This window comes from Streptomyces sp. NPDC127108, from assembly GCF_042677545.1.
Taxonomy (GTDB): domain Bacteria; phylum Actinomycetota; class Actinomycetes; order Streptomycetales; family Streptomycetaceae; genus Streptomyces.
The window spans coordinates 19,139-42,999 of sequence record NZ_JBHXTE010000005.1; the positions used below are offsets into that span (position 1 = coordinate 19,139).

Below are 23,861 nucleotides of genomic sequence, written 5' to 3' on the forward strand. Positions count from 1 at the left end.
GACGGGCCCCGGCTGTCTCGGCGTGCGCCCCGCGCACCGCCTGCGGTCAGGACCGGTCCGCGGACTCGGTCCTGTGCTCGGCGGGCTCCCCCTGTCCCTGTTTCACCAGGTCCACGCTCGCCTCGGGGTCGCCACCTGCGCCCTCGGCCGCCGGGGTGAGCCGCCCGGCGGAGCGCGGGATGAACAGGAACACGGCGATCGCCACCAGGACGAGCAGGATGCCGGTGCACAGCGACGTGAAGCCGAACGCGTCGGCGAAGGCGTCGTCGGCCTGCCGCTTCAACTCATCCCCCGCGGAGCCCGGCAGCGCTCCGGCGACCCCCATGGCGTCGGCGAGGCCTTCCCGTGCCGCGTCCATGGACTTCTCGTCCACGCCGGGCACGGGTGTGTCCATCTCGCTGCGGAACAGCGCGGACGCCACGCTGCCCATGATCGCCACACTGAGCCCGTTGCCCAGTTCGTACGAGGTCTCCTCGATGCCCGCGGCGCCACCCGCGGTGTCCGCCTCGGCCGTCGACATGATGGCGTCCGAGGCGGCCGTCATGGCGCAGCCGGCCCCGGCGCCGATGCCCGCGAGGGCGATGGCGAAGACCCAGTACTCGGTGTCCGGTTGGACGTTCATCAGGACGAAGAAGGCCCCGCCGATCAGGCCCATCCCGATCATCATCGCGAGCCGCGTCCCGTACCTCGGCACGATGACCGACATGATCGGAGCGCCGATCATGGTGGCGAGCAGCAGCGGCAGCAGGCGCAGGCCCGACTCCATCGGCGAGGCGCCGCCGATGAACTGCCAGTGCTGCGTGAGCAGCAGCATCAGCCCGCCCATGCCGAACATGGCGAGGACCACGCTCACGACCGCCACGGAGAACGCGCGGTTGCGGAACAGCGCCGGATCGAAGAGTGGATCGGGCACCCTGAGGACCCGCACCACCAGCGCGCTCAGCAGCACCAGTCCCAGGACACCCGTGATGATCGTCTGGGCCTCCAGGCCCTCCGCGCCGCCGTGCTGGATGGCGTACACCAGCGAGATCAGACCGGTGACCGACAGGACGGCGCCGATGGTGTCCCAACGCGGCGGGTTGGGGTGCTTGGACTCCGGCACCAGGGTCACCGCGGCGAACAGCGCGAAGATCATGATCGGCACGTTGATCAGGAAGACCGAGCCCCACCAGAAGTGCTCGATCATGACACCGCCGACCACGGGTCCGACGGCGGCGCCGGCCGCCGACATGGTGGCCCACACGGCGAGCGCCACGGTGCGTTCTTTGCGATCTGTGAAGACATTGCGAATGATCGACAGCGTCGACGGCATGATGATCGCCGCGCCGATGCCGAGCATCGCGCGGGCCGCGATCAGCATCTCGGGCCCGTTCGCCCAGGCCGCCGTGGCCGATGCGGCGCCGAAGACGACGAAGCCCAGGCACAGGAACCGCTTGCGGCCGAGGCGGTCGCCGAGAGTGCCGCAGCTGATGAGCAGCCCCGCCACGACGAGCGAGTAGACGTCGACGATCCAGAGCAACTGCACCGACGACGGCTCGAGTTCGGTGCTCAGCGTGGGCAGCGCCACGTTCAGCACGGTCAGGTCAAGTGCGACGACGAGCAGGCTCAGCGAGAGGACCCCGAGCACCGCCCACCGGTTTTTCGCCCCGGGGACTTCACCGCCCCCTCCCTTGCCCCCGCCTTGCCTGTCGTCCACCACGCCATCCATGGCCGGCCTCCTTCGGGATTCCGTCAACTGTGTTCCCGTACGGCATACCATCTATCGTACGTCGTACGAGTCTGCGTTAGCATAGAGACGTGACTGAAACTTCTGGACGAGACACGACACCGAACGGCCCACCTGGCTCGATCTGGCTGCGCGAGCTGAAGCAGCGGCCGGCCAAGCAGCCGCTGAGCCGGGAGCAGATCGTGCGCGCGGCGGTGCGACTCCTGGACGAAGGAGGCGTGCGCAACCTGCGCATGCGGCAGCTCGCCGATTCGCTCAACTCGGCACCGATGTCGCTCTACTGGCATGTGCCGACCAAGGACGACCTGCTGGAGCTGGCCATCGACGCCGTCTTTCCCGACCCGCCCTCGCCGTCCGGCTCGGGGAACTGGCGCGCCGACATCCAGACCTGTGCGACGGACCTGTTCGAAGTACTGCTGCAGCACTCCTGGATGATCGAGCTGATGGGCGGCCATCCCCCGGTGGGACCCCGGGCCCTCGCCCACACCAGCGCCATCATCGAGATCCTGGAGCAGGCCCGCTTCTCCCCCGGCCAACTGGACTCCGCGCTCTCCGCGATCTACTACTACACCGTGGGCGCGGCCCTCTCCGAGGCCTCCTGGCAGGCCATGGCCAGGCAGAGCGCGGAGAGCGAGGAGGAGTGGGCGAGCCGCCTCGGTCCCTACCTCAGCACGGCCACGCAGGACCATCCGGAATCCCTCGCCGACTACGTCAAGCGCAGCGCCTCCAGCAGCACGGGCCAGCGCTTCCGTGACGGCCTGGAGTGCATGGTGTCCGGTATGGACCAGATGCGGTCGATGAACTCATGACCCGTACGGACACCCGGCCCGACCGTCCCGTCCAGATTGCGTTAAGGAACCGTAAATCCCTGCCCCGGTGCCCGGCACATCTGACACCCTCCCCGGGATGCCAGTAGCTGCTGCAACGCATCCGGGGCGTCAGCAGTTTGCGACACGCGCCGTATACGGAACCCCAAAGGGGAAGTGCCATGAGTGATGTGGTCGTGCGTGCCGAGCATCGAGAGCCGTACGAGGACGAACCACATATCCCCGACATCATGGTGGCCAGCACTCACGATCCCTGCGACCTGGGCGGCGGCGCCGACCAGGTCGGGGAGTTCACCCGCACCCTGGAGTGGGCGCTGCTGCTCCTTCGCACCCTGGAGCGGGACGGCCGCGACCGCGTCTGCGAGGACGACCTGAACCGCCTGCACTCCCTGGTCCGCGCGCTGGACCAGCGGCTCATCCCGGCCCTTGAGGGCGTCAGGGACGCCGCGGTCCGCCGCTACCGCGAACTCGGTGGTTCCTACGGCGGCCTGGCCAAGGCGATGGGCGTGCCGCGCTCCACGGCCCAGACCAGATCGATGGCCCTCCTCGGCCGCGAACCGTCGCCCCACGAGCGCTGGGCCTCCGGCCAGTAGCGCCCCACCAGCCCACCGCCGCACCCACCGCCTGACGGTCGGCCACACCCCCACGCACAGCCCCGGAGCTGCCAGACGCCCGGGGCTGCGGGCTGCGGGGGGGGCGTTGCCCGGCAGGCGGGTGGGACGCGGTGGAATCCGGCCTACCGCGTGTTTCGCCGATCTCCCCGTCCCATAACCTCATGCGAGGAGACGTCGGGGCGACGTGTGTCCACGCTGAGGAGGCGACGGTGCTGGGATGGGCCATGAGGTTGCTCGCGGGCGCGCTGACGCTGGCCTGCCTGGCGCTCGTCGGCCCCAGCACACCCAGCGGTGCCCACTTCGCCGGCACACCGCGCGTCGAGCCGGTCAAGGACATCGTCCCGAACCGGGTCATGACGTGGAACATCTGCAACCCCTGCGGCGACGAGAACAACGTCGGCCGGGCGGCGGAGATCGCCACCTACGCGCCGCAGGTCATCGGGATGCAGGAAGCGTGCGTGCGGGACGTCGAGAGGATCCGGGACTACCTGGAGCACCTGCACGGGCTGGTCTACCACGTCGAGTACGGGTCGGTGCTGCGGAACCGGAGCCGGTGCGGCGGCTGGCCGTGGAGCCCGGGGGGATTCGGGCAGGCCATCCTGTCGGCGGCGCCGATGAAGGACCGCGTGAACGTGGAGTACCCCGACGGCGGGTCCGAGGACCGCGGATACATGGCCGTCACCACCACGGTGGACGGCCGCTCCGTGCGGGTCTTCAACACCCACCTCGCCCAGCGGCGCCAGGAGGAGTTCCGGGCGGACCAGGTCGACGTGCTCGCCCCGGCCGTGGCCCGGCACGACCGCGCGATCGTCCTCGGTGACTTCAACGCCGTGCCGGACGCCCCCGAACTCACCCGGATGTGGTCCGTGGCCACGGACGCGGCCCCGCAGTGCCGCCCCACGCCCACCGGGACCGGCACCTGCGCGGCGATCACCGACTGGCAGCTCAAGTTCGACTACGTCTTCCTCCGGGGCATCGCCCCGCTCGAACAGGACGTGCACCCGAGCGCGTACTCGGACCACCACCCCATGCACGCCGACGTGGACCTGAAGTAGGGGTCCCCCGGCGGTCCGCGGCCGTGCCGAACCGGCGCTCCGGCACCCCGCGCATGGCTGCTTCTCGCATTGCTCCCCTCCGCCAACTCCCCAGCGGGCGCGAGACTCCGTATCGTTCGCCTGTGCACATGATCTGACCGACCCTAGGCGAGTCTGGGAGGACGCATGCGGGGGGACGGCATCATCACTGGGCGGGGAGGGCAGCCCCGGTTAGGGGCGGTGCTGCGAGAACGGCGGGTAAGTCGGGGTATGTCGCTGCGGCAGATGGCGCGGCTCCTGCACTACAGCCCCGGCTGGATCAGCCGGGTGGAGAACGGGCGGGCCATCCCCACGGACGCGTTGGCCCGCGCCTGCGATGAACTGCTCGCCCTCGACGGCGAGTTGATCGCGCTCGCCCGGGCCGACCGGGGCGGCGCCGTCGAACTGCTCCGGCCCGCGCAACTGCCGCCCGGAGCGTCCGCCTTCGTGGGCCGTCAGGACCTCCTCCAGGAGTTGGACACACTCCTCGCGGATGCAAATCGGAGGGAGAGCGTGCTGACCATCGCGCTCGACGGACCGGCGGGCGTGGGCAAGAGCACGGTGGCGCTCCGCTGGGCGTACGAGATCGCCGACCGGTTCCCCGGGGGCGTGCTGTTCACCGACCTCCAGGGCGACTCCCCCGAGGCGCGGCCGCTCGCCGCGGCCGACGTACTCGAACAGTTCCTGACCGCCTTCGGCCTCCCCGCCGCCGCCATCCCGGCGGACGAGGCCGAGCGGGCGGCGGTGTTCCGCAGCGTCGCGGTGCGGCGTCCCATCCTCGTGATCCTGGACAACGCCGCGGGCTCCCGGCACGTCGAACCGCTGCTCGTCGGCGCGCGCGGCTGCGTCGCCCTCGTCACCAGCAGACGCCGTCTGACCGGGCTCGCGGTCAAGGCGGGCGCCCACCGGCTCTCGGTCCGGCCGATGGACCAGTCGGAGTCCGCCGACCTGCTGAGCGCCGTCGCCGGCCAGGAGCGGGTCGCGGCGGAGCCGACGGCCACGGCGGTCCTGGCGCGGCGCTGCGCCCACCTGCCGCTGGCCCTGCGCATCGCCGCCGAGCGCCTCGCCACGTTCCCGCACCGGTCCATCGCGGACGCCGTCGCCGAACTCGCCGACCGCAGGCACCGGTTGAACGTGCTGACCGACATCGACGACCCGCACCTCGCGGTGCGCGCCGCCCTGTCCTCCTCGTACCGCGCCCTGGACGGCGAGGCCGCCCGGACGTTCCGGTTCCTCGGCCTGTTCCCCGGAGCAACGATCAGTGCCGCCGCCGCGGCCGCCCTCGTCGACCGTCCCCTCGGCCACACCCGGCGCCTCCTGGAGGTCCTTGTCGCCGTGCACCTCCTCGAGGAGACGGGACCCGACCGCTACCTCCGCCACGACCTGCTGCGCGACTACGCCGCCGAACGCGCCGCCGAGGAGGAGTCGACGACCGCGTGCCAGGAGGCCGTCCGACGGCTGATCGGCTGGCACGTACACGCGGCGCAGGACTGGGCGCCGCCGCACGAGCCGGGGAACGCGTGGATCGACCCCCACGAGGTCGGCGTCCGGCGGGCCATGGCGGCGGGGCGCCTCGCCTCCGACAACGGCGACTTCGAGCGGGCCGCACAGCTGTTCCGGCAGGCGCTCGCCCTTTTCGAGGAGATCGAGGAGGGCGAGGAGATCGAGGGGACCGGCGAGATCGGCGGGATCGAAGAGATCGAGGAGGCTGACGGGATCCCGGGCAGCCGGTGATGTCGGGTGAAGGGCGAGCCACTCCGCGCGCGGCCACCCCCTGAGCACGCCCGGCCCGTGACGCGTCCCCAGCCCATGGAGTGTGCCCAGCTCCGGCCCCATCCATCGCCGCCCCCTGTTGCGCAACGGAGAAACACTGTCGGGCGCCGGACCCGCTGACCACAGTAGGACCGCGTCGTTCCGGGCAGCTCGGGGCGTACCCGCGCGTGACCTGCGTGACGTACCGCCGCCGAGCCCGACCGCGCACCGCGCGTCCGATCACCACGCGTCGGCACACCACCGCGGCTGAGCCCCGTACGACACAGCATCACCACGACAGAGCTTCCTGACCGAGCTTGGGGTGCGAAGAACCCGCTTATGAACGCCAACGACCGTCACACACCGCACGCATGACGCCCGGGCGTCGCCTGGGAGCGAGAAGGAACGCGGCCGAACGGGCACTCGACACGCACCCGGCGCGCGACGACACGGCCCTGCGCCATGTGCTCGAGGACGCCTCGATGGGCCGTTGGGAAGGCCCGCGCGACCTGCTCACGGCCACCGGCGCGGACTGGGACCGCAGGGTCTTCCAGCTCCAGGTCCTCGCCGAGGCGGGCGCGCGGCTGCGCTTCGCCGACACCTGGGCCGAGGCGGAGCCCCGCTCCCCGCACGCCCTGGCCCTGCTCGCCAACGTGCAGGCCCTGCGCGCGATGATCGCCGGTCGCGACGGGGGCCGGACGCTGATGGAGGACGCCTGGAACACCTGCGCCACCCTGCAACGCGTATGGCCCGAGGACGTGGCTCCGCTGCTCGTCATGCTCGCCCTGCTGCGCACCCACGCCCCCGACCGCTACACGCTGCGGCACGTGTGGGACGAGATCAAGCAGCGTGACCCCTGGAACCGCGAGGCCCACCACGAGGTGGTGACGTACCTCTTCGCCCGCAACCACGGCGAGCAGGGCGAGGCCATGTGGTGGGCCGAGGAGCAGGCGGCCGTGGCTCCGCAGGGGCTGCCCGTCGCGATCCTGCCCCTGGTGGTCCTCGCCGAGGTGCACCGGTCGCGGCAGGAGCGGGACCAGGGCGGGTACGGCCTGACGATCCACCCCTGGGTGGAGTGTCCGTCGATCGACCTGGTCCTGGACCGCTGGTGGCGCCGTCGCGCGCCCCGCCCGCACGCCTGCTTCGCCGACGACGCCAACTACCTCGCCCACGCCCTGTCGTTCGCGAACCGGCACCACGAGGCCCAGGAGGTCTTCGACGCGATCGGCCCGTACGCCACGACCGTCCCGTGGTCCTACTGCGGCCCCGCCACCGAGTTGTTCCAGCGCCACCGCGCCTGGGCCTACGACCCACCGCGCGGCCGACGCCGCTAGCCCCACCCGCTCCACACCTCTCCCCGCCCCCCTTCACAGACCAAGGACAGACGACCCGTGCCTCTTGATGTGTCCCGCGTGTCCGACGAGGAACGCCTGAAGCAACTCGGCTACCAGCAGACCCTTTCCCGCTCCATGTCCGGCCGCGCCAACTTCGGCGTCAGCTTCACGATCATCTCCATCCTGTCCGGCTGCATGACCCTCTACGGCTACGGGCTCAACACCGGCGGCCCGGCCGTCATCATGTGGGGCTGGCTGTTCGTGGGCGTCATGACGCTCTTCGTCGGCCTCGCCATGGCGGAGGTGTGCTCCTCGTACCCGACCAGCGCGGGACTGTACTTCTGGGCCCACCGGATGGCCCCGGAACGCTCGCGGGCGGCCTGGGCGTGGTTCACCGGCTGGTTCAACACCCTCGGCCAGATAGCCGTGACCGCGGGCATCGACTTCGGCGCGGCGACGTTCCTCAACGCCCTGCTCGACCTGCAGTTCGGCTTCGAAGCCACGCCGGAGCACACGATCATCCTGTTCGGCTGCATCCTCGTGCTGCACGGGGCCCTCAACACCTTCGGCGTGCGCATCGTCGCCTTCCTCAACGAGGTGTCGATCTGGTGGCACGTCCTCGGTGTCGTCGTCATCTGCGGCGCGCTCGCGATCGTCCCCGACCAGCACCAGTCGACCAGCTTCGTCCTGGGCGAGTTCGTCAACAACACCGGCTTCTCGTCGAGCGTCTACGTGGTGGCCATCGGCCTGCTGATGGCGCAGTACACGTTCACCGGCTACGACGCCTCGGCGCACATGACCGAGGAGACCATCGACGCGGCCACCGCGGGCCCCAAGGGCATCGTCCGCTCGATCGTCGTCTCCCTGGTGGCAGGGTTCGTCCTCCTCTTCGGTTTCACCTTCGCCATCCAGTCGTACTCCGGTGCCCTGGACTCGGAGACCGGCGTGCCCCCGGCGCAGATCCTCATGGACGCGCTCGGCACCACGGCGAGCAAGTGGATGCTGCTCGTCATCATCGTCGCCCAGCTCTTCTGCGGCATGGCGTCCGTGACGGCCAACTCCCGCATGATCTACGCCTTCTCGCGTGACGGCGCGCTGCCCTTCTCCCGGACGTGGCACAAGCTCAACCCCACCACCCGCACCCCCACCAACGCCGTCTGGCTCGCCACCGGCGGCGCCTTCGCCCTCGGCCTGCCCTACCTGTGGAACAACACCGCGTACGCCGCCGTCACCTCCATCGCCACCATCGGCCTCTACATCGCCTACGTCATCCCCACCTACCTCAGGCTCCGGCAGGGCGACCGCTTCGAACGCGGCCCCTGGCACCTCGGCTCCTGGTCCACGATCGTCGGCACCATCGCCATCGCCTGGGTCGCGGTCATCACGGTCCTGTTCATGCTGCCGCAGAGCTCGCCCGTCACCAGGGACACGTTCAACTACGCGCCCGTCGCGGTCGGCGTGGTCGTCGCCTTCTGCGGCACCTGGTGGCTCGTCTCGGCCCGCAAGTGGTTCCTGAACCCCGACCGCCCCCGCGACGACTCCGGCGCCGCCGTCCCCGAACACAGCGCACAGCGATGACGCGCGCCGCCGTGGCGTCCGCCGACGGTGGCCGCCGGACCCGGTGCCGGGGGTGGTGCTGACGCCACCCCCGCTCGGGCCCCAGGCCTCCTGACCCGCGCCCCGTACCGGAGCAGGATTCTCCGTGTCACCAGCGACGACCCCGGCGCCCGCGCCGGGGTCCCGACACGAACGGGGTTGCACGATGACCAGTCAGACGCCCAGTCACACGCCCGGTCCCACGCGACGCGGGATCCTCCAGGGCGCGACGCTCGCGGCGGCGGCCGGAGTGGCGGGGGGCCTCGGACTCGGCGGGCACACCGCGACGGCGCGGGCCGCGACGCCGGGCCGGGCTCCCACGGGGACAGGAAAGGCGGCGGCAGCGGGGGCGAATCCGTTCCTGGAGGGCGCCTTCGCCCCGGTCACCGACGAACTCACCGCGTTCGACCTGAAGGTCGTCGGGCGGGTGCCGCGCGACCTGGACGGCCGGTTCCTGCGCACAGGACCGAACGCGCTGGGCGTCGAGGACCCACGGGCGCACCACTGGATGCTGGGCGACGGCATGGTGCACGGGGTGCGGCTGCGGGGCGGGCGCGCGGAGTGGTACCGCAACCGGTGGGTGCGCTCCTCGCAGGTGGCGAAGAAGCTGGGCGAGACCTACCCGGGCGAGGTGCCGCCCGACGACTTCGCCTGCAACACACACGTGATCCCGTACAAGGGACGTGTCCTCGCGCTCCAGGAGGGCGGCCCGCTGCCGTACGAGCTGGACGGCGAACTGAACACCCTGCGCCCGTACGACTTCCGGTCCACCCTCGAAGGCGCGTTCACCGCGCACACCAAGTACGACGCGGCCGCCGACGAGCTGCACGCCGTGGCGTACTACCCGACCTGGGACCACGTACGGCACATCGTGATCGACCGGACCGGGCGCGTGGCGCGGACCACCAAGGTCCCGGTGGCGGACGCGCCGATGATGCACGACTTCGCGCTCACCGAGAAGTACGTGGTGATCGTGGACGTCCCGATCACGTTCGACGCGGAGGCGGCGGAGGCGGGCGCGCTGGTGCCGTACGTCTGGAACGACGAGCGCCCGATGCGGGTGGGCGTGCTCCCGCGCGCCGGCGGCTCCACGCGCTGGTTCGAGGTCGACCCGGTGTACTACTCCCACACCCTGAACGCCTACGACCAGGGCGACTCGGTGATCGTCGACTTCACCTCCATGCCCGCCCCGTTCTACGCCGCCGGGCGCGGCAACGGCGGGCCCTCCGCGACCGGGTCCCCGGCCCTCGACCGGTGGACGGTCGACCTGCGCGCGGGCCGGGTCCGCACCTCCCGCACCGACGACCGGCCACAGGAGTTCCCCCGCGTCAACGAGTCCCTGATCGCACGCAGGCACCGCTACGGGTACACGGCCAGCGCGGCCGCCATGTGGACGGCGTACGAGACGGTCAACGGAGTGCCGCCGGACACCAAGTTCAGCAACTGCCTGGTGAAGCACGACATGCTGCGCGGTACGCGGCAGGTGCACCGCTTCCCGAAGGGCGCGGCGGCGAGCGAGCCCGTGTTCGTGCCCCGGCGCGGCGCACGGGACGAGGACGACGGCTACATCGTGTCGTACGTCAACGATCCCGACCGGGGCGCGACCGACCTGGTGATCCTCTCCGCGCAGGACTTCACGGGCCGCCCGCTGGCCCGCGTCCAGTTGCCGGGGCGGGTGCCGCTCGGCTTCCACGGGAGCTGGGTGGCGGCGTAGCCGCGCCGGGGCGGAGTCTCAGCCGTGCAGTTCCTCGGCCGCCTGCGCGATCAGGTCGACGACCGGGTCCGGCTGGGACGCCAGGGAGGCGTGGCCGCAGTCGAGTTCGACGGTCGCGCGGGTGCCGATGCGCTCGGCCATGCGGCGTTCGTTGTCGGGGTGGATCATGCGGTCCTGGGCGGAGACCTGGTACCAGGACGGTTTGGCCCGCCAGGCCGGGGCGGTCACGGTGTCGCCGAACGTGGAGCCCAGCGGTGCCTTCTGCGTGACGGCCATGACCAGCGCCTCGTCGACGGGCAGGTCCTGGCAGAAGCTCTCGTGGAACTTGTCCTGCTTGAGCCACAGGTAGCCGTCGGAGTCCGGGGCGATGTTGTCGAACGCCTCGGGGGGCTTCTCCTGGGTGAGCTGCCCGGGGCTCTCCCCGGCGTCGGGCGCGAACGCGGCGACGTAGACGAGACCGCTGATCTGGGGCAGGTCGCCCGCCTCGGTGATGACGGCGCCTCCGTAGGAGTGGCCGACGAGCAGGACCGGTCCTTCGAGCTGCTTGACCATCTTGCGCGTGCGCTCGGCGTCGTCGGCCAGCGAGGTCAGCGGGTTCTCCACCGCGTGCAGATCGGTGAAGCCGCGCTTGTGCAGTTCGACGATGACCTTGGACCAGTGGGCGGCTCCGCCCCAGAATCCGTGCACCAGAACGATCGAGGGCTTGTCCGCCATGATCAACTTCCGTCCTTCAACGGGGCGCGATGCGGCCGGTCTCCCCGAGTGCCTCGGTTCACGCTAATGGGGCACTGCCGACCTCGCCACCGCTCACCGGAGCGGGACCCTCAGGGTGGCGACGGCGCCGTGCGGGGCGGCGTTCGCGAGCGTGACGCGGGCGCCGATGACCTGGGCCTGGCCGAGGGCGATGGTGAGACCCAGGCCGTGTCCGTGACCGCGTTCGGCGGCACCCGTGCGGAAGCGCTGGGGGCCGTGGTCGAGGAGGTCGGCGGGGAAGCCGGGGCCGTGGTCGCGCACGACGACGGTGACGGCGTCGCCGGTGGTGGCGTCGACGGTGACCTCCACCGGCGGGCCGCCGTGGCGATGGGCGTTGAGGACCAGGTTGGTGACGATGCGGTCGACGCGGCGCGGGTCGGTCTCGACGGCCGGGTCCCCGACGACGGTGACCTGGACGTCCAGGCCGGTGCGGCGCACGGACTCCGTGACCACGTCGCCGAGCGGCACGGGCTGCGCGTCGGCCCGCTCGGCGCCCGCGTCGAGGCGGGAGATCTCCAGCAGGTCGTCCACCAGCGCCCGGAGCACCTGAACCCGGTCCTGGACGAGGTCGGTGGCCTCGCTCTCCGGCAGCAGGGAGGCGGAGGTGACGAGGCCCGCGAGCGGGGTGCGCAGTTCGTGGGCGACGTCGGCGGTGAAGCGCTGTTCGCCCCGCAGCCGTTCCTGGAGTGCGTCGGCCATGTGGTCGACCGCCGAGGAGATCTCACTGATCTCGTCGTGGCCGCGGCTCGCGGTCCGCGCGTCCAGGGCGCCGTTCCTGATGCGCCGGGCGGTGCCCGCGACCCGGCGCAGGCGCCGCAGCACCAGTTCGGCGGCGAGCAGGGTGAGGGGCACGACGACGGCGAGCGTGGCGATGGCGGCGTACCGGATGTGCCGGTCGAGCGCCTGCAGGCTGCGTTTCTCGGCCCCCATGTCCATGCGCACGGCCAGGTCGGTCCCGTCGATGCGGCTCGCCGCCCACATGAACGGGCCCTGCAGTGGCTTGCTGGTGTCGTACCAGGTGAGGGGGCCGGGGTCGGTCGCGAGCCGGGCCCGCAGCTCGTCCGGTACGGTGTCGCCGACCGCGTAGCCCGGAGGGGTCGAGGGGTCCCGGCTCGCGGACCTGCCGTCGCGGAACTCGAACTCGGCCACCTCCAGTTCGCGCAGCGCGGTGCCGCGGCCGATGCTCATGGACCGTGCCTCGGTCCTCTCGTGCACCAGGACGCCGATCCCCACGGCCATCGCGCAGGCCGCGGCGGCGACTCCCGCGGCGATCTTCCAGCGCAGGGAGCGGAGGTCGGCGAGGCGGCGCAGGAACTCGACAAGACGTCGCATGTCAGCGCCGGAACTTGTAGCCGAAACCGCGCACGGTCTCGATGTGATCGGCGCCGATCTTCTTGCGCAGTCGCTGCACGGTCAGGTCGACGACCCGGCTGTCGCCCTCCCAGCCGTAGTCCCACACCTTGCGCAGCAGGGTCTGGCGCTCCAGGACGATGCCGGGCGCGGCCACGAACTCCAGGAGCAGGCGCAGTTCGGTGGGGGTGAGGGCGAGGAGGCGGCCGTCCGTGCGGACTTCGAGGCCGCGGGTGTCGACGGTGAGGTTCCGGAAGGTGAGCAGGCCGCCGCCGTCGGGTGCCGGGGCGTCGGCCGTGGCGGGTGCGGTGAAGGTGGCGCGGCGCAGCAGGGTGCGGATGCGGGCGACCAGGACCGTGGTGTCGACGGGTTTGACGATGTAGTCGTCGGCGCCCGCCTCCAGGCCCGCGACGACGTCAAGGGCGTCGCCGCGCGCGGACATCATCAGGATGGGGGCCTGGCTCGTCTCGCGGACCCGGTAGGAGAGGCCGATGCCGTCGAGGTGGGGCAGCATGACGTCGACCAGGAGCAGATCGTGCTGCCCGTCCCGGAACATCTCAAGGCCGGTCAGCCCGTCGGGGGCCGCGGCCACTTCGTAGCCGTAGCGCTCCAGGGCCATGCCGACGGACTTGCGGATCGTGTCGTCGTCCTCGATCAGCAGGACGCGCACGGGGGCGGCGGGGCCGCCTTCGTGGGGAGCGGGGCGTCCCGCCGGTCCGTTGTGGGGCTGTGGCATCTCGTCACCTGAGGGTCGTGTCGTACGGGGCCGGGCGGCGCGCGGGCACGACGGGGGCTCGCCGTCCGCTCGGCGAGTCCCGTCGGACCCGTTGATCATGACGGTATCCGCTGCCGCCGTGGTCACAGGGTCAGTGCCGCCGCGACGGGCAGGTGGTCGCTGCCGGTGCGCGGCAGGGTCCAGGACGAGGCCGGGGTGACGCCCTTGACGAGGATCTGGTCGATCCGGGCCACCGGGAACGACGCGGGCCAGGTGAACCCGAAGCCGTCGCCCGCCTCCTCCTGCGCCGACCGCAGCTGTCCGGTCAGCGGGCGCAGGGCCGTGTCGTCGGTCGTGCCGTTGAAGTCGCCGACCACCACGACGCGGGGCAGCGGTTCGGCGCGCACGGCGGCGGCGAGCTTCTCCGCGGCCTCGTCGCGCGCGGCCGTGGCGAAGCCCCCGCCCGGGTGCACGCGCACCGACGCGAGGTGCGCGGTGTACACGGCGAGCGGGCCCTTCGGGGTCTCGGCGGTGGCTCGCAGCGCGCGGGTCCACGGCATGATCGGGATCGGTTCGACGTCCCGCAGCGGGTACTTGCTCCACAGCCCGACCGTGCCCTGCACCGCGCGGTACGGGTAGCGGCCGTCGAGGACGCGCCCGTACTCCGGTGCCGTGGCCGGGGACAGCTCCTCCAGGGCGACGAGGTCCGCGCCGGAGGCGATGAGGGCGCGGGCGGTGCCGTCCGGGTCGGGGTTCCGGTCGTGGACGTTGTGGCTGACCACGGTGACGTCGCCGCCGCCGGAGCGCTTGTCCATGACCATGCCGCCGAACAGGGAGCACCAGACGACGGCCGGGAGCAGCACGGCGAGGGCGGCGGTCGCGGAACGGCGCACGGCCGCGAGCGCGAGGAGCAGGGGCACGGCCACGCCCAGCCAGGGCAGGAAGGTCTCCAGGAGGCTGCCGGGGTTGCCGAACCGGTGGGGCACCCAGGTGTGGCAGAGCATGATCAGTGCGAGGAGCACGGCGGCCCCGGCGACGATCCGCCCGCGGCGCCAAGGGCCATCCTGCACGGGCGGCGGCCCATCATCCGGACCAGCTGTGCGCTCCGGCAGTCGTTCGTGCAGTGCCGTCATGACCGCACCGGCTTGCCCGCGCTGAGCACCTTGTCGGCGCTCAGGGCTTTGTCCGCGCTCAGGGCCTTGTCCGCTCTGAGGGCCTTGTCGGCACTGAGGGCGAGCGGAAGGTTCCGCTGGACGGCGTCGATCAGCGCGCCGCTCCTGTCGATGGCCGCCGCCAGGCCTTCGGCGGGCGTGGTGTGGGCGCGCTGCCCGAGGACCACGCCGAGGACGAGATACCGCTTGGCGCCGGACTTCGCCTCGGTGGCCCACATGAGGTTGCCGCCGGCGGGTGTGCTCGACCCGGTCTTCAGGCCGATGACGCCGGGCTTGTCCAGGAGCCGGTTGGTGTTGGTGACGGTGCCGGGCACGCCGGGCACCGTCGTGTCGCGCAGGGCCACCACCTCCCGCAGCGCGGGCTGCTCCATGGCCTTCCGGGCGAGCTTCAGTTGGTCGTCCGCGGTGCTCTTGGTGCTGGACTCGAAGCCGCTCGCTCCGGTGTACGTGGTGCGGGTCATACCGAGGTCCTCGGCGGCGCGGTTCATCTTCGCGACGAACGCCTTCTGGCTTCCGGCGTCCCAACGGGCAAGCAGCCGGGCGACGTTGTTGCCGGACGGGAGCAGCAGCAGTTCCAGGAGCTCTCGTTGGGTGTGGCGGCGGCCCTCGCGGAGCTGCACGGTGGACTCGCTGAGCGAGTGCGACTCCTGCGCGGCGTCCGCGTCCACGGTGATCCGTGGCCCGTCCTCCCCAGCCTCCAGGGGGTGTTCCCTGAGGATCACGTACGCGGTCATCACCTTCGTGACGCTGGCGATCGGCACCGGCTCCCGGCCGCCCTTGCTGCCGAGGCTGCCGACGCCCCGCACCTCGATGCTCGTCTGACCCTCGTCCGGCCACGGCAGCCCCAGGGACCCGGCGGAGCCGAGCCTCCGGCCGTCCTCGCCGTCCCCGCCGCCGTCACCGCCGGGAAGGACAAGCCAGCCGCCCGCCCCGGCCGCGACCAGCACGGCGGCGGTCACGCACAGCGCCCTGCCCCGGTGCGGCCCCCGCCGCAGCGCCTCGCCCACCCCGGCAACCCGTACCCGACGCACCCTCACCGACGACCACCTCTCCACGACCGGCGTACGCGGGCTCTTCCGCGTACGCCTTCAGCCTTGGAGAGGACCGCATCCAGCCGGTCAGGACCGTGCATCCACCGGCGCGCGGTTGTGTGTCAGCCAGGTATCAGCGACAGCAGGGCATCAGGCCGCGGGTCCGGCGCGGCCGCTGTCCCCGCGGAGGGCCTCCACGGTCGCCCCGATGACGATCGCGTTCGCCAGCGCGCCGACGCAGACACCGAGGACGATCGCGACCTGGCCGACGTCCAGCAAATGGACCGCCACCAGCACGATGACTCTCACCGGCAGGGTGGCGAGCACGGGCCACACTCCGGCCAGCGAGGCGTCGGGCCTGTCGCCGGAACTCACCGAGAAGGCCCATCCGAGGAGGAGCAGACAGCCGGCGAAGTACCCGACGGCGAAGACGTTGGTGAGCCCGCGGAGCAGCGGGTGGAGGCGGCGGATCGAGTCGGTCATGGCTCTGTGCACCTCGCTGGCCCGGACGTGCGGGGATCGACGCCCCACTCAGCCTGCACCGACCTGGCGGCGCCCGCCAGGGTGTCAGCGGGACACGATGTGGAGGATCGCCGTCCCGTCCTCGCCGGTCGCCGCCTGGATGACCACGGCTTCGGGCTGGGGGCTCGGCCGCGCGGCGTCGCCGAGCCCTCCGCAGGAGTTGCCGCTGCCGTTGCTGCGGAGGACCGTGATGCAGCCCTGGCCGGGGCCGGTCGCCCCGCCCTTGGACCGGCCGCTGCCCGACTTCACCGTGTACGCGACCTTGTTCGGGCCGACCTCGGTCACGGACAGGGTCGCCTGGCCCCGCGGGCCCTTGAAGCGGAACGTCACCTTCTCCGACACGGTGATCTCGCAGTCGCCGTCCGCGCAGGCGCCGACGTCGCTCCCGTCGGCGGCGGACACCGACGGCTTCGCCGAGGGCTCGTCCGAGGAGGCCTGCGCGGTGGGGGACTTCGAGGTCTTCCCTGCCTTCCCCTGGGACGGGGGCCTGTCGTCGGTGTCGTCCGAGTCGCCGCAGCCGACGACCGTCAGGGGCGCCAGCGCGGCGAGTACGAGGCCCGCGGCCCATCGCGTCGTCCGTCGAGTCGCGCGCCGATGCGAGAGCGTCGCTTCCCGCCCCCGTGCGTGTGTCGTCGCCAAGGTGTGCCCCCCGTGTCCCGGCGTGCCTGGGTTCCGTTTCCGGCGGCCAGCATTCCCACTTGTCACCGCCGTCACGCGCGCGGCCCCCGGCACCGCACACGACTCACACGTCGTGATGAAGATCACCGAGGACAACCCTCCGCGTTCCCACGGCATCTTCCCCGCTGATCAAGGAGTCGACAGCAGGAGCTGGCGGTCGAGTGGCCCGTACGTCAGATGAGGCAGCACCACCCATGCCTCCCAAGCCCCCCAAGAAGCGCGTCTTCGCGCGAGCAACCCGTCGTGATGTCCTCGCGGCCACCCTGCTGTGCGCGGTGGCACCCGTCGGCATCCGCATGGCCGCCGGATCGGGGCAGGGCGGCGACGCGTCCATCACGCCGCATCAGCCGCCGGACATGAGCACGGCGGTGTCCTCGGGTACGTGGGCGGCCTCCGGGCCGCAGCCCGAGACCACGGAAGCGATCGTGCAGATCGTCGCCCATCCCGACGACGACCTGTTCTTCATCAACCCGGAGGTCGGGCAGTCGCTGCGCAGCGGCCGTCCCCTGACCACGGTCTATCTGACGTCCGGTGAGGCCAACGGCGTCAACGCTCCCCGGCGGGGCACCTTCCGGGGGATCCCCCGTCCCGCGCGTGACAAGCGCAAGTTCGCCAAGGCGCGGCAGAACGGCATTCGCGCCGCCTACGCGGAGATGGTCACCGGCCGGCCGGACCACCCCTGGCGGCGCACCGTCATCGCGACGGCGGGCGGCGGGCAGGCGGAGCTCGACACGTTGCGGGGGCACCCCCACATCCAGCTGGTGTGGACGCTGCTGCACGAGGCGGGCAGCATCACCGGCGAGCGCCCGCACAGCCTGCACGGGCTGTGGGACGGCCGGGTCGGTGTGCTCGGCTCGCAGCTGGTGCACGGTGGTGTGGTCACCCGCGGCTTCACGTACACGCGGGAACAGCTCATCCGGACCCTGACCGGCTATCTGGAGCGGTTCCGGCCGACGCAGGTGCGGATGCAGGACCCGACGCCGGGCCGTCTGGACCGCAACCTCAAGTGCGCGGACCACCAGGACCACCGCTTCGGCGCTCGGTTCGTACAGGAGGCCCTCGCCCGGTACGGCGCCTCCGGTTCGCGTCCTCACTTCACCGTGCAGACCTACATGGGGTACTTCAACGGCGGGCTGCCGCGGACGCTCGACCCCGCGGCCGGCGCGTCCAAGGCCCGCACCCTTGAGACGTACTCCTGGAGCGACGCCCCGCGGGATTCCTGCGGGGACCCGGCGGGCTGCGGTGACCTGAAGGTCGCGGCGCGCCCGAAGCACCGCTGGTCGCACAGCATCCACCACACCCGTGACAGCGGCGCCGACTGGCTCCTCGCGGGCAAGGACGACAGTCTGTGGGCCTTCGCCGTCCTGGACGGCCGGATCGCGCACTGGCACCGGCCGGGCGGCGACGGCGCCCGACCGGGCGCGGACCGGTGGACGGGGCCCGTGTTCCAGGCGGAGACCGGTATGGACACGGGTGTCCGGCCCGTGGCCCTGCCCGACGGGCGCATCGCCGTCTTCGGCACCCGCACGCTGCTGGGCGACCACCCCGCCGACTACCGCAGGGAAGTGGGTTTCCTCGTCCAGCGGGCCCCGGGCGAGGCCTTCCGGCCCTGGCAGTCGCTGGGCAGCCCGGAGGTGTCCGACGAGGTCGGCACGAACGACATCAGTGCGCCCGCGGTCGCGGTGCACGACGACGGCACGATGGCGGTGTTCCTGCGCGACAGCGGCCATCGACTGACCGCACGCGTCCAGCAGGCGGACGGGACGTGGACGCCCTGGCGCGGCATGGGCGGCGAAGCGGTCCACGGGGACCCGGTCGCCACCACGGACCGCAGCGGCCGCGTCCACGTCCTGGCCGCCACCGCGCACAGCGTCCTGGCCTGGATCCAGGACCAGCCGGGTGCGGCCGTGCGCGGTCCGCTGGCCACCCGGCTCCCGGCCACCACCTTGCCGTTGACCGTCCGGCCGGACGACGACGGCGTCCGGGTCTTCTACCGCGCTCCCCGCTCCGGGAACGTGTGGTCGGCCCTCCTGCACGCGGAGGACCTCGCCGCCCCGGCGGCGCCGCGCCGGGCACGGCAGCCGTTCACCGCGCACGCGTCGACGGCCGGGACCGATCTGGGCGGGGTCGGGGGCTACGGCCCGGTGAGCGTCGCCTCGGACGACTGGGGCGGTGTCCTGCTCGCGGTCCGGACCACCACGGGGGACGTCGCCACCGCGTGGGGCACGTCGGGCGCCGCCAGGAACCGGCCGCGGTGGAACCACACGGGAGTCCTCCTCGCCGGTGCGCCGTCGAGCGTGTCCCTGGCGTCGGGCGGCGTCGTGCTCACCATGCTCGGCCTCGACAGCCGCCTGTACTGGACCCATGCCACGCGTGAGGGAGGGCGCCTCGCTCCGTGGCAGGCGGTCGGATCTCCGGCACCGGCCAGGTCGAAGGCGTGATGCGGGTGCCCACCACCGAGCCGCCCGCCCTGCGCGACGCGCACGACACGCGGGACCCGTTCTTCGACAACGCGAAGTTCCTCCTGATCGTGCTCGTCGCCCTCGGCCACTCCTGGGAACAGATCGTCAGGGGCACGCATGTGCTCCAGGCCGTCCACACCGTGGTGTACGCGTTCCACATGCCGGCGTTCATCCTGCTGTGCGGCTACTTCTCGCAGCGCTTCACCGCCCGCCCCGACCAGGTGCGCCGTCTGATCGAGTCGGTGCTCATCCCCTACCTCCTGTTCGAGACGGCCTACTCCGCCACGAACAGCGCGGTGCGCGGTGAGCCCTTCGTCCTCACCCCCACGGAACCCACCTACCTCTGCTGGTTCCTCGTCGCCCTGTTCCTCTGGCGGATGAGCACGCCCCTGTGGCGAGCGATCCGCCATCCCGTGGCCGTCGCCGTACTCGTCTCCCTGGCCGCCGGGCTGACCACGATGGGCTACGACCTGGCGCTGCCGCGCGTGCTCATGTTCCTGCCCTGGTTCGTCCTGGGGCTGAGCCTGCGCCCGCACCACTTCGCCCTCCTGCGGACGGGAACGGCCCGCCGCTGGGCCGTGGTCGCGCTGGCCTGCGCCGCAGTCGGGGCGTACCTGCTCGTTCCCGGCCCCGACGACCACTGGCTGTCCATGGACGTCGGCTACGCGGAGCTCGGCGTGAGCTGGCCGCGGTACCTGGCGCTGCGCCTCGGCATCTTCGCGGTCAGCGCGGTGCTCGTCGCCGCGTTCCTCGCCTGCGTGCCCCGGCGCCGGACGGCCTTCACCGCGTTGGGCGCCGCCACCATGTACCCCTACCTCCTGCACGGGCTGCTGATCCGCGCGGGCGAGGCCGCCGGTCTGTACCCGGCCGTGAAGGGCCTCGGCCCGGCGGGCCAGGTCCTGCTCACCCTCGGCGTCGTCCTCACGGTGGCGCTGTTGTCGACTCCGCCTGTGCGCAAGCTGTTCCGTCCGCTGGTGGAGCCGCGGTTGCCGCGGTCGGCGGTGCCCGTGAGCGACCGTTCGAGGTAGCGGGGACCACCGCCAACCGCCGTATGGCCCGACCTCAGTTGTCAGTGGCCGCTGCCACGATGACCGGATGACCTCCACGATCTTCGACCGGCTCCGGGACGGCGGCTTCGAGCAGGCACTGTTCCATCAGGACGCCCGGACCGGGCTGCGGTCCCTCGTCGTCCTGCACGACACCACCCTCGGTCCCGCGCTCGGCGGCGTCCGCATGCACGCGTACGAGGACGAGACCGCCGCCCTCGAGGACGGCCTGCGCCTCGCCCGGGCCATGACCCTCAAGGCCGCGGCCGCGGGGCTCGATCTCGGCGGCGGCTGGAGCGTCGTCATCGGTGACCCGGCACGCGACAAGACCGAGGCGCTGCTGCGCGCCCACGGCCGCTTCGTCGCCACCCTCGGCGGGCGCTTCATCCCGGTCAACGACGTCGGCACCACGCAGGCCGACCTGAAGGTGATCGGCACCGAGGCCTCGCCGGTCTGCGCGGACGGCGATCCCTCCCCCATGACGGCGCTCGGCGTCCTCGAGGGGATACGGGCCTGTCTGCGCGCCACCGGTGGCGACGGGAGCCTGCGGGGCGTTCGTGTGTGCGTGCAGGGCGCGGGCAACGTGGGGGCCGCTCTCGCCCGTCTCCTGGCGGCGGAGGGCGCGGAGTTGCTGGTGTCCGACATCGACCCCCGACGCGCGGATGCCGTCGCCCGGAGCGTCGGTGCGCGCGTCGTCGACCCCGCGAGCGCGGCGGTCACCGCCTGCGACGTCCTCGCCCCCTGTGCCCTCGGGGGTGTCGTCGACGACCGTACGCTGCCCGAGCTGCGCTGCCGGATCATCGCCGGGGGCGCGAACAATGTGCTCGCCGCCCCGGAGCTCGCCGCCGCGCTGGAGGCCCGCGGCGTCCTCTACGCGCCCGACTTCTGCGTGAACGCGGGCGGGTTGATCTTCCTGGAGGAGCGGCTGCGTCACCATGACGCCGCTCGCACCGAGCGGCGGGTCCGTCAGGTCGGCGAGCGCCTGGCCACGGTCATCGAGCACGCGCGCCGCTCGGGTGTGCCCCCGACCGAGGCCGCGCTCACGCTGGCCGGGGCGCGGCTCGGCCCTCGCTGACGTCCCGGTGGGCGAGGGCTGCACGAAGTGGCTCGTGGACCACAAGTAGTCGTTCCCCCGCGGATTCCCGCGCGCCGCCCCGCCGCCCCCGCCCGGGTGGCGGGGCGTCGCGCGACGTCGTCCCGGGCCCCGGTCACCCGCGTGGCCCGGCTGCCATAAGGTACTCCGGACACCCCCGTATATCCCGCGAAACCGGAGCAAGTGCCCGTGCCCTCGTCCCTCCAGCCGGTCCTGGACCGCATCGCCACCGAGATCCAGGCCCTGCCGGGGCGCGGCCGCCCCGCCGACTACATCCCGGCGCTCGCCTCGGCCGACCCCCGGCACTTCGGGATGGCCGTGGCCGAGCTCGACGGCACGGTGTACGGCGTCGGCGACTGGCAGCGGCCCTTCTCCGCCCAGTCGATCACCAAGGCGTTCACGCTGGCTCTCGACCTCTCGCTGGACGGCGAGCTGCTGTGGGAGCACGTCGGCCGGGAGCCGTCCGGCAACCCGTTCAACTCCCTGGTGCAGTTGGAGTACGAGAACGGCATCCCCCGCAATCCGTTCATCAACGCGGGCGCGCTCGTCGTCACCGACCGGCTCCAGACCCTCACCGGTGACGCGGCCGGGACGCTCCGGGCCTTCCTGCGCGCCGAGTCCGGCAACGGCCGCCTCGACTTCGACGAGGCGGTGCTCGCCTCCGAGACGGCGCACGGCGACCGCAACGCCGCGCTCGCCCACTTCATGGCGTCGTACGGCAACATCAGCAATCCGGTGCCCACGCTCCTCGACCAGTACTTCCGGCAGTGCTCCATCGAGGCGTCCTGCGCCGACCTGGCCCTGGCCGCCGGTTTCCTCGCCCGCCACGGCATACGGTCCGACGGCTCCACGCTCCTCACCCGCAGCCAGGCCAAGCAGGTCAACGCGGTCATGCTGACCTGCGGCACCTACGACGCCGCGGGCGACTTCGCGCACCGCGTGGGCCTGCCCGGCAAGAGCGGCGTCGGCGGCGGCATCATCGCGGTCGTCCCCGGCCGCTGCACCGTCTGCGTCTGGAGCCCCGGCCTCGACCAGCGCGGCAACTCCGTGGCGGGGGTGGCCGCGCTGGACCGCTTCACCACCCTCACGGGCCTCTCGGTCTTCTGATCCGCCCCCGCACCCCGAATACTGGGCCCATGGGATTCGCCGTCCTGATGACCCTGCCCGGCCTGGTCATCCTGCTGACCGTCATCGCCTTCGCCGACCAGCTGTTCCTTCGCGCGGGCCGCGCCGGCCTGCTGCCCTGGCGCACCAGCGCGCGTCAGGGCCAGATATCGTCCACCGGCTTCGAGCAGCTCCACGCCAGCTTCTCCCCCGGCAAGCAGAACGAACTCAAGGAGCGCCAGTCGGCGCTGGTGATGCGCGACGACGAGGAGGACGGGGCACCGCCGAACAGGACGACGGTGGACCTGGAGGGCAAGGTCGCGGTCGTCCGCGTTCCGCCACGGGCCGACCGGTAGTGACCGAGGCGAAATCCGCTGGTCGGCCTGGTGCCTTTTCGGCAGGCTTGGTTCATGAACGCCCGGCCCGGTGACCTGCCCGCCCCTTCTTGGCTCGGCACCCCCCTCGACGCACGCCCCCTCTTCGCCCCCGAGCAGGACGCCCTCATGGCCACCCTGCGCGCGCTCGCGCCCGCCGACTGGGGCAAGGAGGCCGTGCCGGGCTGGGCCGTGCGGGACGTGGCCGCGCACCTGCTCGGGGACTTCTACGGGCGGCTCGGGCGGGATCGTGACGGGCACACCGAGGGGCCGGGCTTCCGGGCGGGTGAGACGTTGGAGGCGTTCATCCACCGCGTCAACCAGGAGTGGGTGGACGCCTGCCGCCGGATGAGTCCGGAGGCGCTCGTCGACACCCTGGATCTGGTCGGCGGGCAGGTCGCCCGCTTCTTCGAGACGACGGACCCGGGCGCCCCGGCGCTCGGCGTTTCGTGGGCCGGTGTCGACCCGGCCCCGATGTGGCTGGACAGCGCCCGCGACCTCACGGAGTTCTGGACCCACCGGCAGCAGATCCGCCGCGCCACCGGCCAGGGCACGGACCTCGACCCGCGTTTCCTGTCCGTGGTCCTGGACACCTTCATGCGGGCGCTGCCCCACACCCTGCGCGAGGTCGTCGCCCCCGTCGGCACCCAGGTCCAGGTGCGTGTCGACGGCCCGGCGGGCGGTGCGTGGACGGCCACCACCGTCGCCACGGGCACCGCCGTCGCCGCGGGCACCGCACCGCGCTGGTCCCTGGCCGAGCCGGACACCGGACACCCCGCCGCGACCCTGCACCTGGACGAGGAGACCGCCTGGCAGCTGTGCACCCGCGGCATCCAGCCCACCGCCGCCCTGGACCGGGCCCGCGTCGACGGAGACCCCCGCCTGGCCGCGGCGGCCTGCCAGATCGTCTCCATCATCTACTGAC

General features: G+C 72.3%; 21 protein-coding genes. 13 read left to right on the top strand and 8 right to left on the bottom strand.

What is annotated here, in order from left to right; translation table 11 throughout:
* Positions 1-46: 46 nt before the first annotated feature.
* Positions 47-1,708, bottom strand: a complete 1,662-nt coding sequence (locus ACFVHO_RS05990) for an MFS transporter (RefSeq protein ID WP_385710677.1) — start codon at positions 1,706-1,708, stop codon at positions 47-49.
* An 89-nt stretch (positions 1,709-1,797) separates the two neighbouring features.
* Here ACFVHO_RS05990 and ACFVHO_RS05995 point away from each other — a divergent pair, with 89 nt between their 5' ends.
* From ACFVHO_RS05995 to ACFVHO_RS06025, 7 genes are all read left to right on the top strand, one after another.
* The gene (locus tag ACFVHO_RS05995) at positions 1,798-2,535 is read left to right on the top strand and encodes a TetR/AcrR family transcriptional regulator (protein WP_385710679.1); all 738 of its coding nucleotides are present in this window, start codon (positions 1,798-1,800) and stop codon (positions 2,533-2,535) included.
* 179 nt (positions 2,536-2,714) lie between these two features.
* Positions 2,715-3,146 (top strand): hypothetical protein, encoded by a 432-nt coding sequence (locus tag ACFVHO_RS06000; RefSeq protein WP_385710681.1) that lies wholly within the window; start codon positions 2,715-2,717, stop codon positions 3,144-3,146.
* Between the two features lie 182 nt (positions 3,147-3,328).
* Complete coding sequence (locus ACFVHO_RS06005; RefSeq protein ID WP_385710683.1) at positions 3,329-4,222, top strand: endonuclease/exonuclease/phosphatase family protein; 894 nt, start codon at positions 3,329-3,331, stop codon at positions 4,220-4,222.
* 165 nt (positions 4,223-4,387) lie between these two features.
* The gene (locus ACFVHO_RS06010) at positions 4,388-5,974 is read left to right on the top strand and encodes a helix-turn-helix domain-containing protein (protein WP_385710685.1); all 1,587 of its coding nucleotides are present in this window, start codon (positions 4,388-4,390) and stop codon (positions 5,972-5,974) included.
* Positions 5,975-6,363: 389 nt separating this feature from the next.
* Entirely contained in the window at positions 6,364-7,326 is a 963-nt protein-coding gene (locus ACFVHO_RS06015) for a hypothetical protein (RefSeq protein WP_385710687.1), read from the top strand.
* 57 nt (positions 7,327-7,383) lie between these two features.
* Positions 7,384-8,904 (top strand): amino acid permease, encoded by a 1,521-nt coding sequence (locus tag ACFVHO_RS06020; RefSeq protein ID WP_385710689.1) that lies wholly within the window; start codon positions 7,384-7,386, stop codon positions 8,902-8,904.
* Between the two features lie 184 nt (positions 8,905-9,088).
* The gene (locus ACFVHO_RS06025) at positions 9,089-10,636 is read left to right on the top strand and encodes a carotenoid oxygenase family protein (protein ID WP_385710690.1); all 1,548 of its coding nucleotides are present in this window, start codon (positions 9,089-9,091) and stop codon (positions 10,634-10,636) included.
* A gap of 18 nt (positions 10,637-10,654) precedes the next feature.
* Here the strand turns inward: ACFVHO_RS06025 and ACFVHO_RS06030 are convergent, their stop codons facing one another.
* The 7 genes from ACFVHO_RS06030 to ACFVHO_RS06060 form a co-directional block, all read right to left on the bottom strand.
* Positions 10,655-11,350: an alpha/beta hydrolase gene (locus ACFVHO_RS06030; protein WP_385710692.1), complete on the bottom strand. Its 696-nt coding sequence runs from the start codon at positions 11,348-11,350 to the stop codon at positions 10,655-10,657.
* Between the two features lie 93 nt (positions 11,351-11,443).
* A complete protein-coding gene (locus tag ACFVHO_RS06035; RefSeq protein ID WP_385710694.1) occupies positions 11,444-12,721 on the bottom strand; it encodes a sensor histidine kinase in 1,278 nt (425 codons plus the stop codon).
* A 1-nt stretch (position 12,722) separates the two neighbouring features.
* Positions 12,723-13,475, bottom strand: coding sequence for a two-component system response regulator CseB (cseB, locus tag ACFVHO_RS06040; RefSeq protein WP_385710695.1), 753 nt, complete (start codon positions 13,473-13,475; stop codon positions 12,723-12,725).
* Between the two features lie 122 nt (positions 13,476-13,597).
* Positions 13,598-14,587, bottom strand: a complete 990-nt coding sequence (locus ACFVHO_RS06045) for an endonuclease/exonuclease/phosphatase family protein (protein WP_385710697.1) — start codon at positions 14,585-14,587, stop codon at positions 13,598-13,600.
* Complete coding sequence (locus tag ACFVHO_RS06050) at positions 14,584-15,663, bottom strand: D-alanyl-D-alanine carboxypeptidase family protein (protein ID WP_385710699.1); 1,080 nt, start codon at positions 15,661-15,663, stop codon at positions 14,584-14,586. The genes ACFVHO_RS06045 and ACFVHO_RS06050 overlap by 4 nt, the downstream gene beginning before the upstream one ends.
* A 144-nt stretch (positions 15,664-15,807) precedes the next feature.
* Positions 15,808-16,140 carry an SCO4225 family membrane protein gene (locus ACFVHO_RS06055; RefSeq protein ID WP_385710701.1) on the bottom strand — a complete coding sequence of 111 codons (333 nt, stop codon included), beginning with the start codon at positions 16,138-16,140 and terminating at the stop codon, positions 15,808-15,810.
* An 84-nt stretch (positions 16,141-16,224) separates the two neighbouring features.
* Positions 16,225-16,818 carry a hypothetical protein gene (locus ACFVHO_RS06060; protein WP_385710703.1) on the bottom strand — a complete coding sequence of 198 codons (594 nt, stop codon included), beginning with the start codon at positions 16,816-16,818 and terminating at the stop codon, positions 16,225-16,227.
* A gap of 233 nt (positions 16,819-17,051) precedes the next feature.
* Here ACFVHO_RS06060 and ACFVHO_RS06065 point away from each other — a divergent pair, with 233 nt between their 5' ends.
* The 6 genes from ACFVHO_RS06065 to ACFVHO_RS06090 all read left to right on the top strand — a co-directional run bounded on the left by ACFVHO_RS06065 (position 17,052) and on the right by ACFVHO_RS06090 (position 23,860).
* Entirely contained in the window at positions 17,052-19,298 is a 2,247-nt protein-coding gene (locus ACFVHO_RS06065) for a PIG-L family deacetylase (RefSeq protein ID WP_385710705.1), read from the top strand.
* Complete coding sequence (locus ACFVHO_RS06070; RefSeq protein WP_385710707.1) at positions 19,253-20,347, top strand: acyltransferase family protein; 1,095 nt, start codon at positions 19,253-19,255, stop codon at positions 20,345-20,347. Before ACFVHO_RS06065 ends, ACFVHO_RS06070 begins: the two co-directional genes overlap by 46 nt.
* A 67-nt stretch (positions 20,348-20,414) precedes the next feature.
* A complete protein-coding gene (locus ACFVHO_RS06075) occupies positions 20,415-21,440 on the top strand; it encodes a Leu/Phe/Val dehydrogenase (protein WP_385710709.1) in 1,026 nt (341 codons plus the stop codon).
* A 201-nt stretch (positions 21,441-21,641) separates the two neighbouring features.
* A complete protein-coding gene (locus ACFVHO_RS06080; RefSeq protein WP_385710711.1) occupies positions 21,642-22,565 on the top strand; it encodes a glutaminase in 924 nt (307 codons plus the stop codon).
* A gap of 29 nt (positions 22,566-22,594) precedes the next feature.
* Complete coding sequence (locus tag ACFVHO_RS06085) at positions 22,595-22,918, top strand: DUF6191 domain-containing protein (protein WP_385710713.1); 324 nt, start codon at positions 22,595-22,597, stop codon at positions 22,916-22,918.
* A 54-nt stretch (positions 22,919-22,972) separates the two neighbouring features.
* Positions 22,973-23,860 (top strand): maleylpyruvate isomerase family mycothiol-dependent enzyme, encoded by an 888-nt coding sequence (locus ACFVHO_RS06090; RefSeq protein WP_385710715.1) that lies wholly within the window; start codon positions 22,973-22,975, stop codon positions 23,858-23,860.
* The last annotated feature ends 1 nt before the right edge of the window (position 23,861 follow it).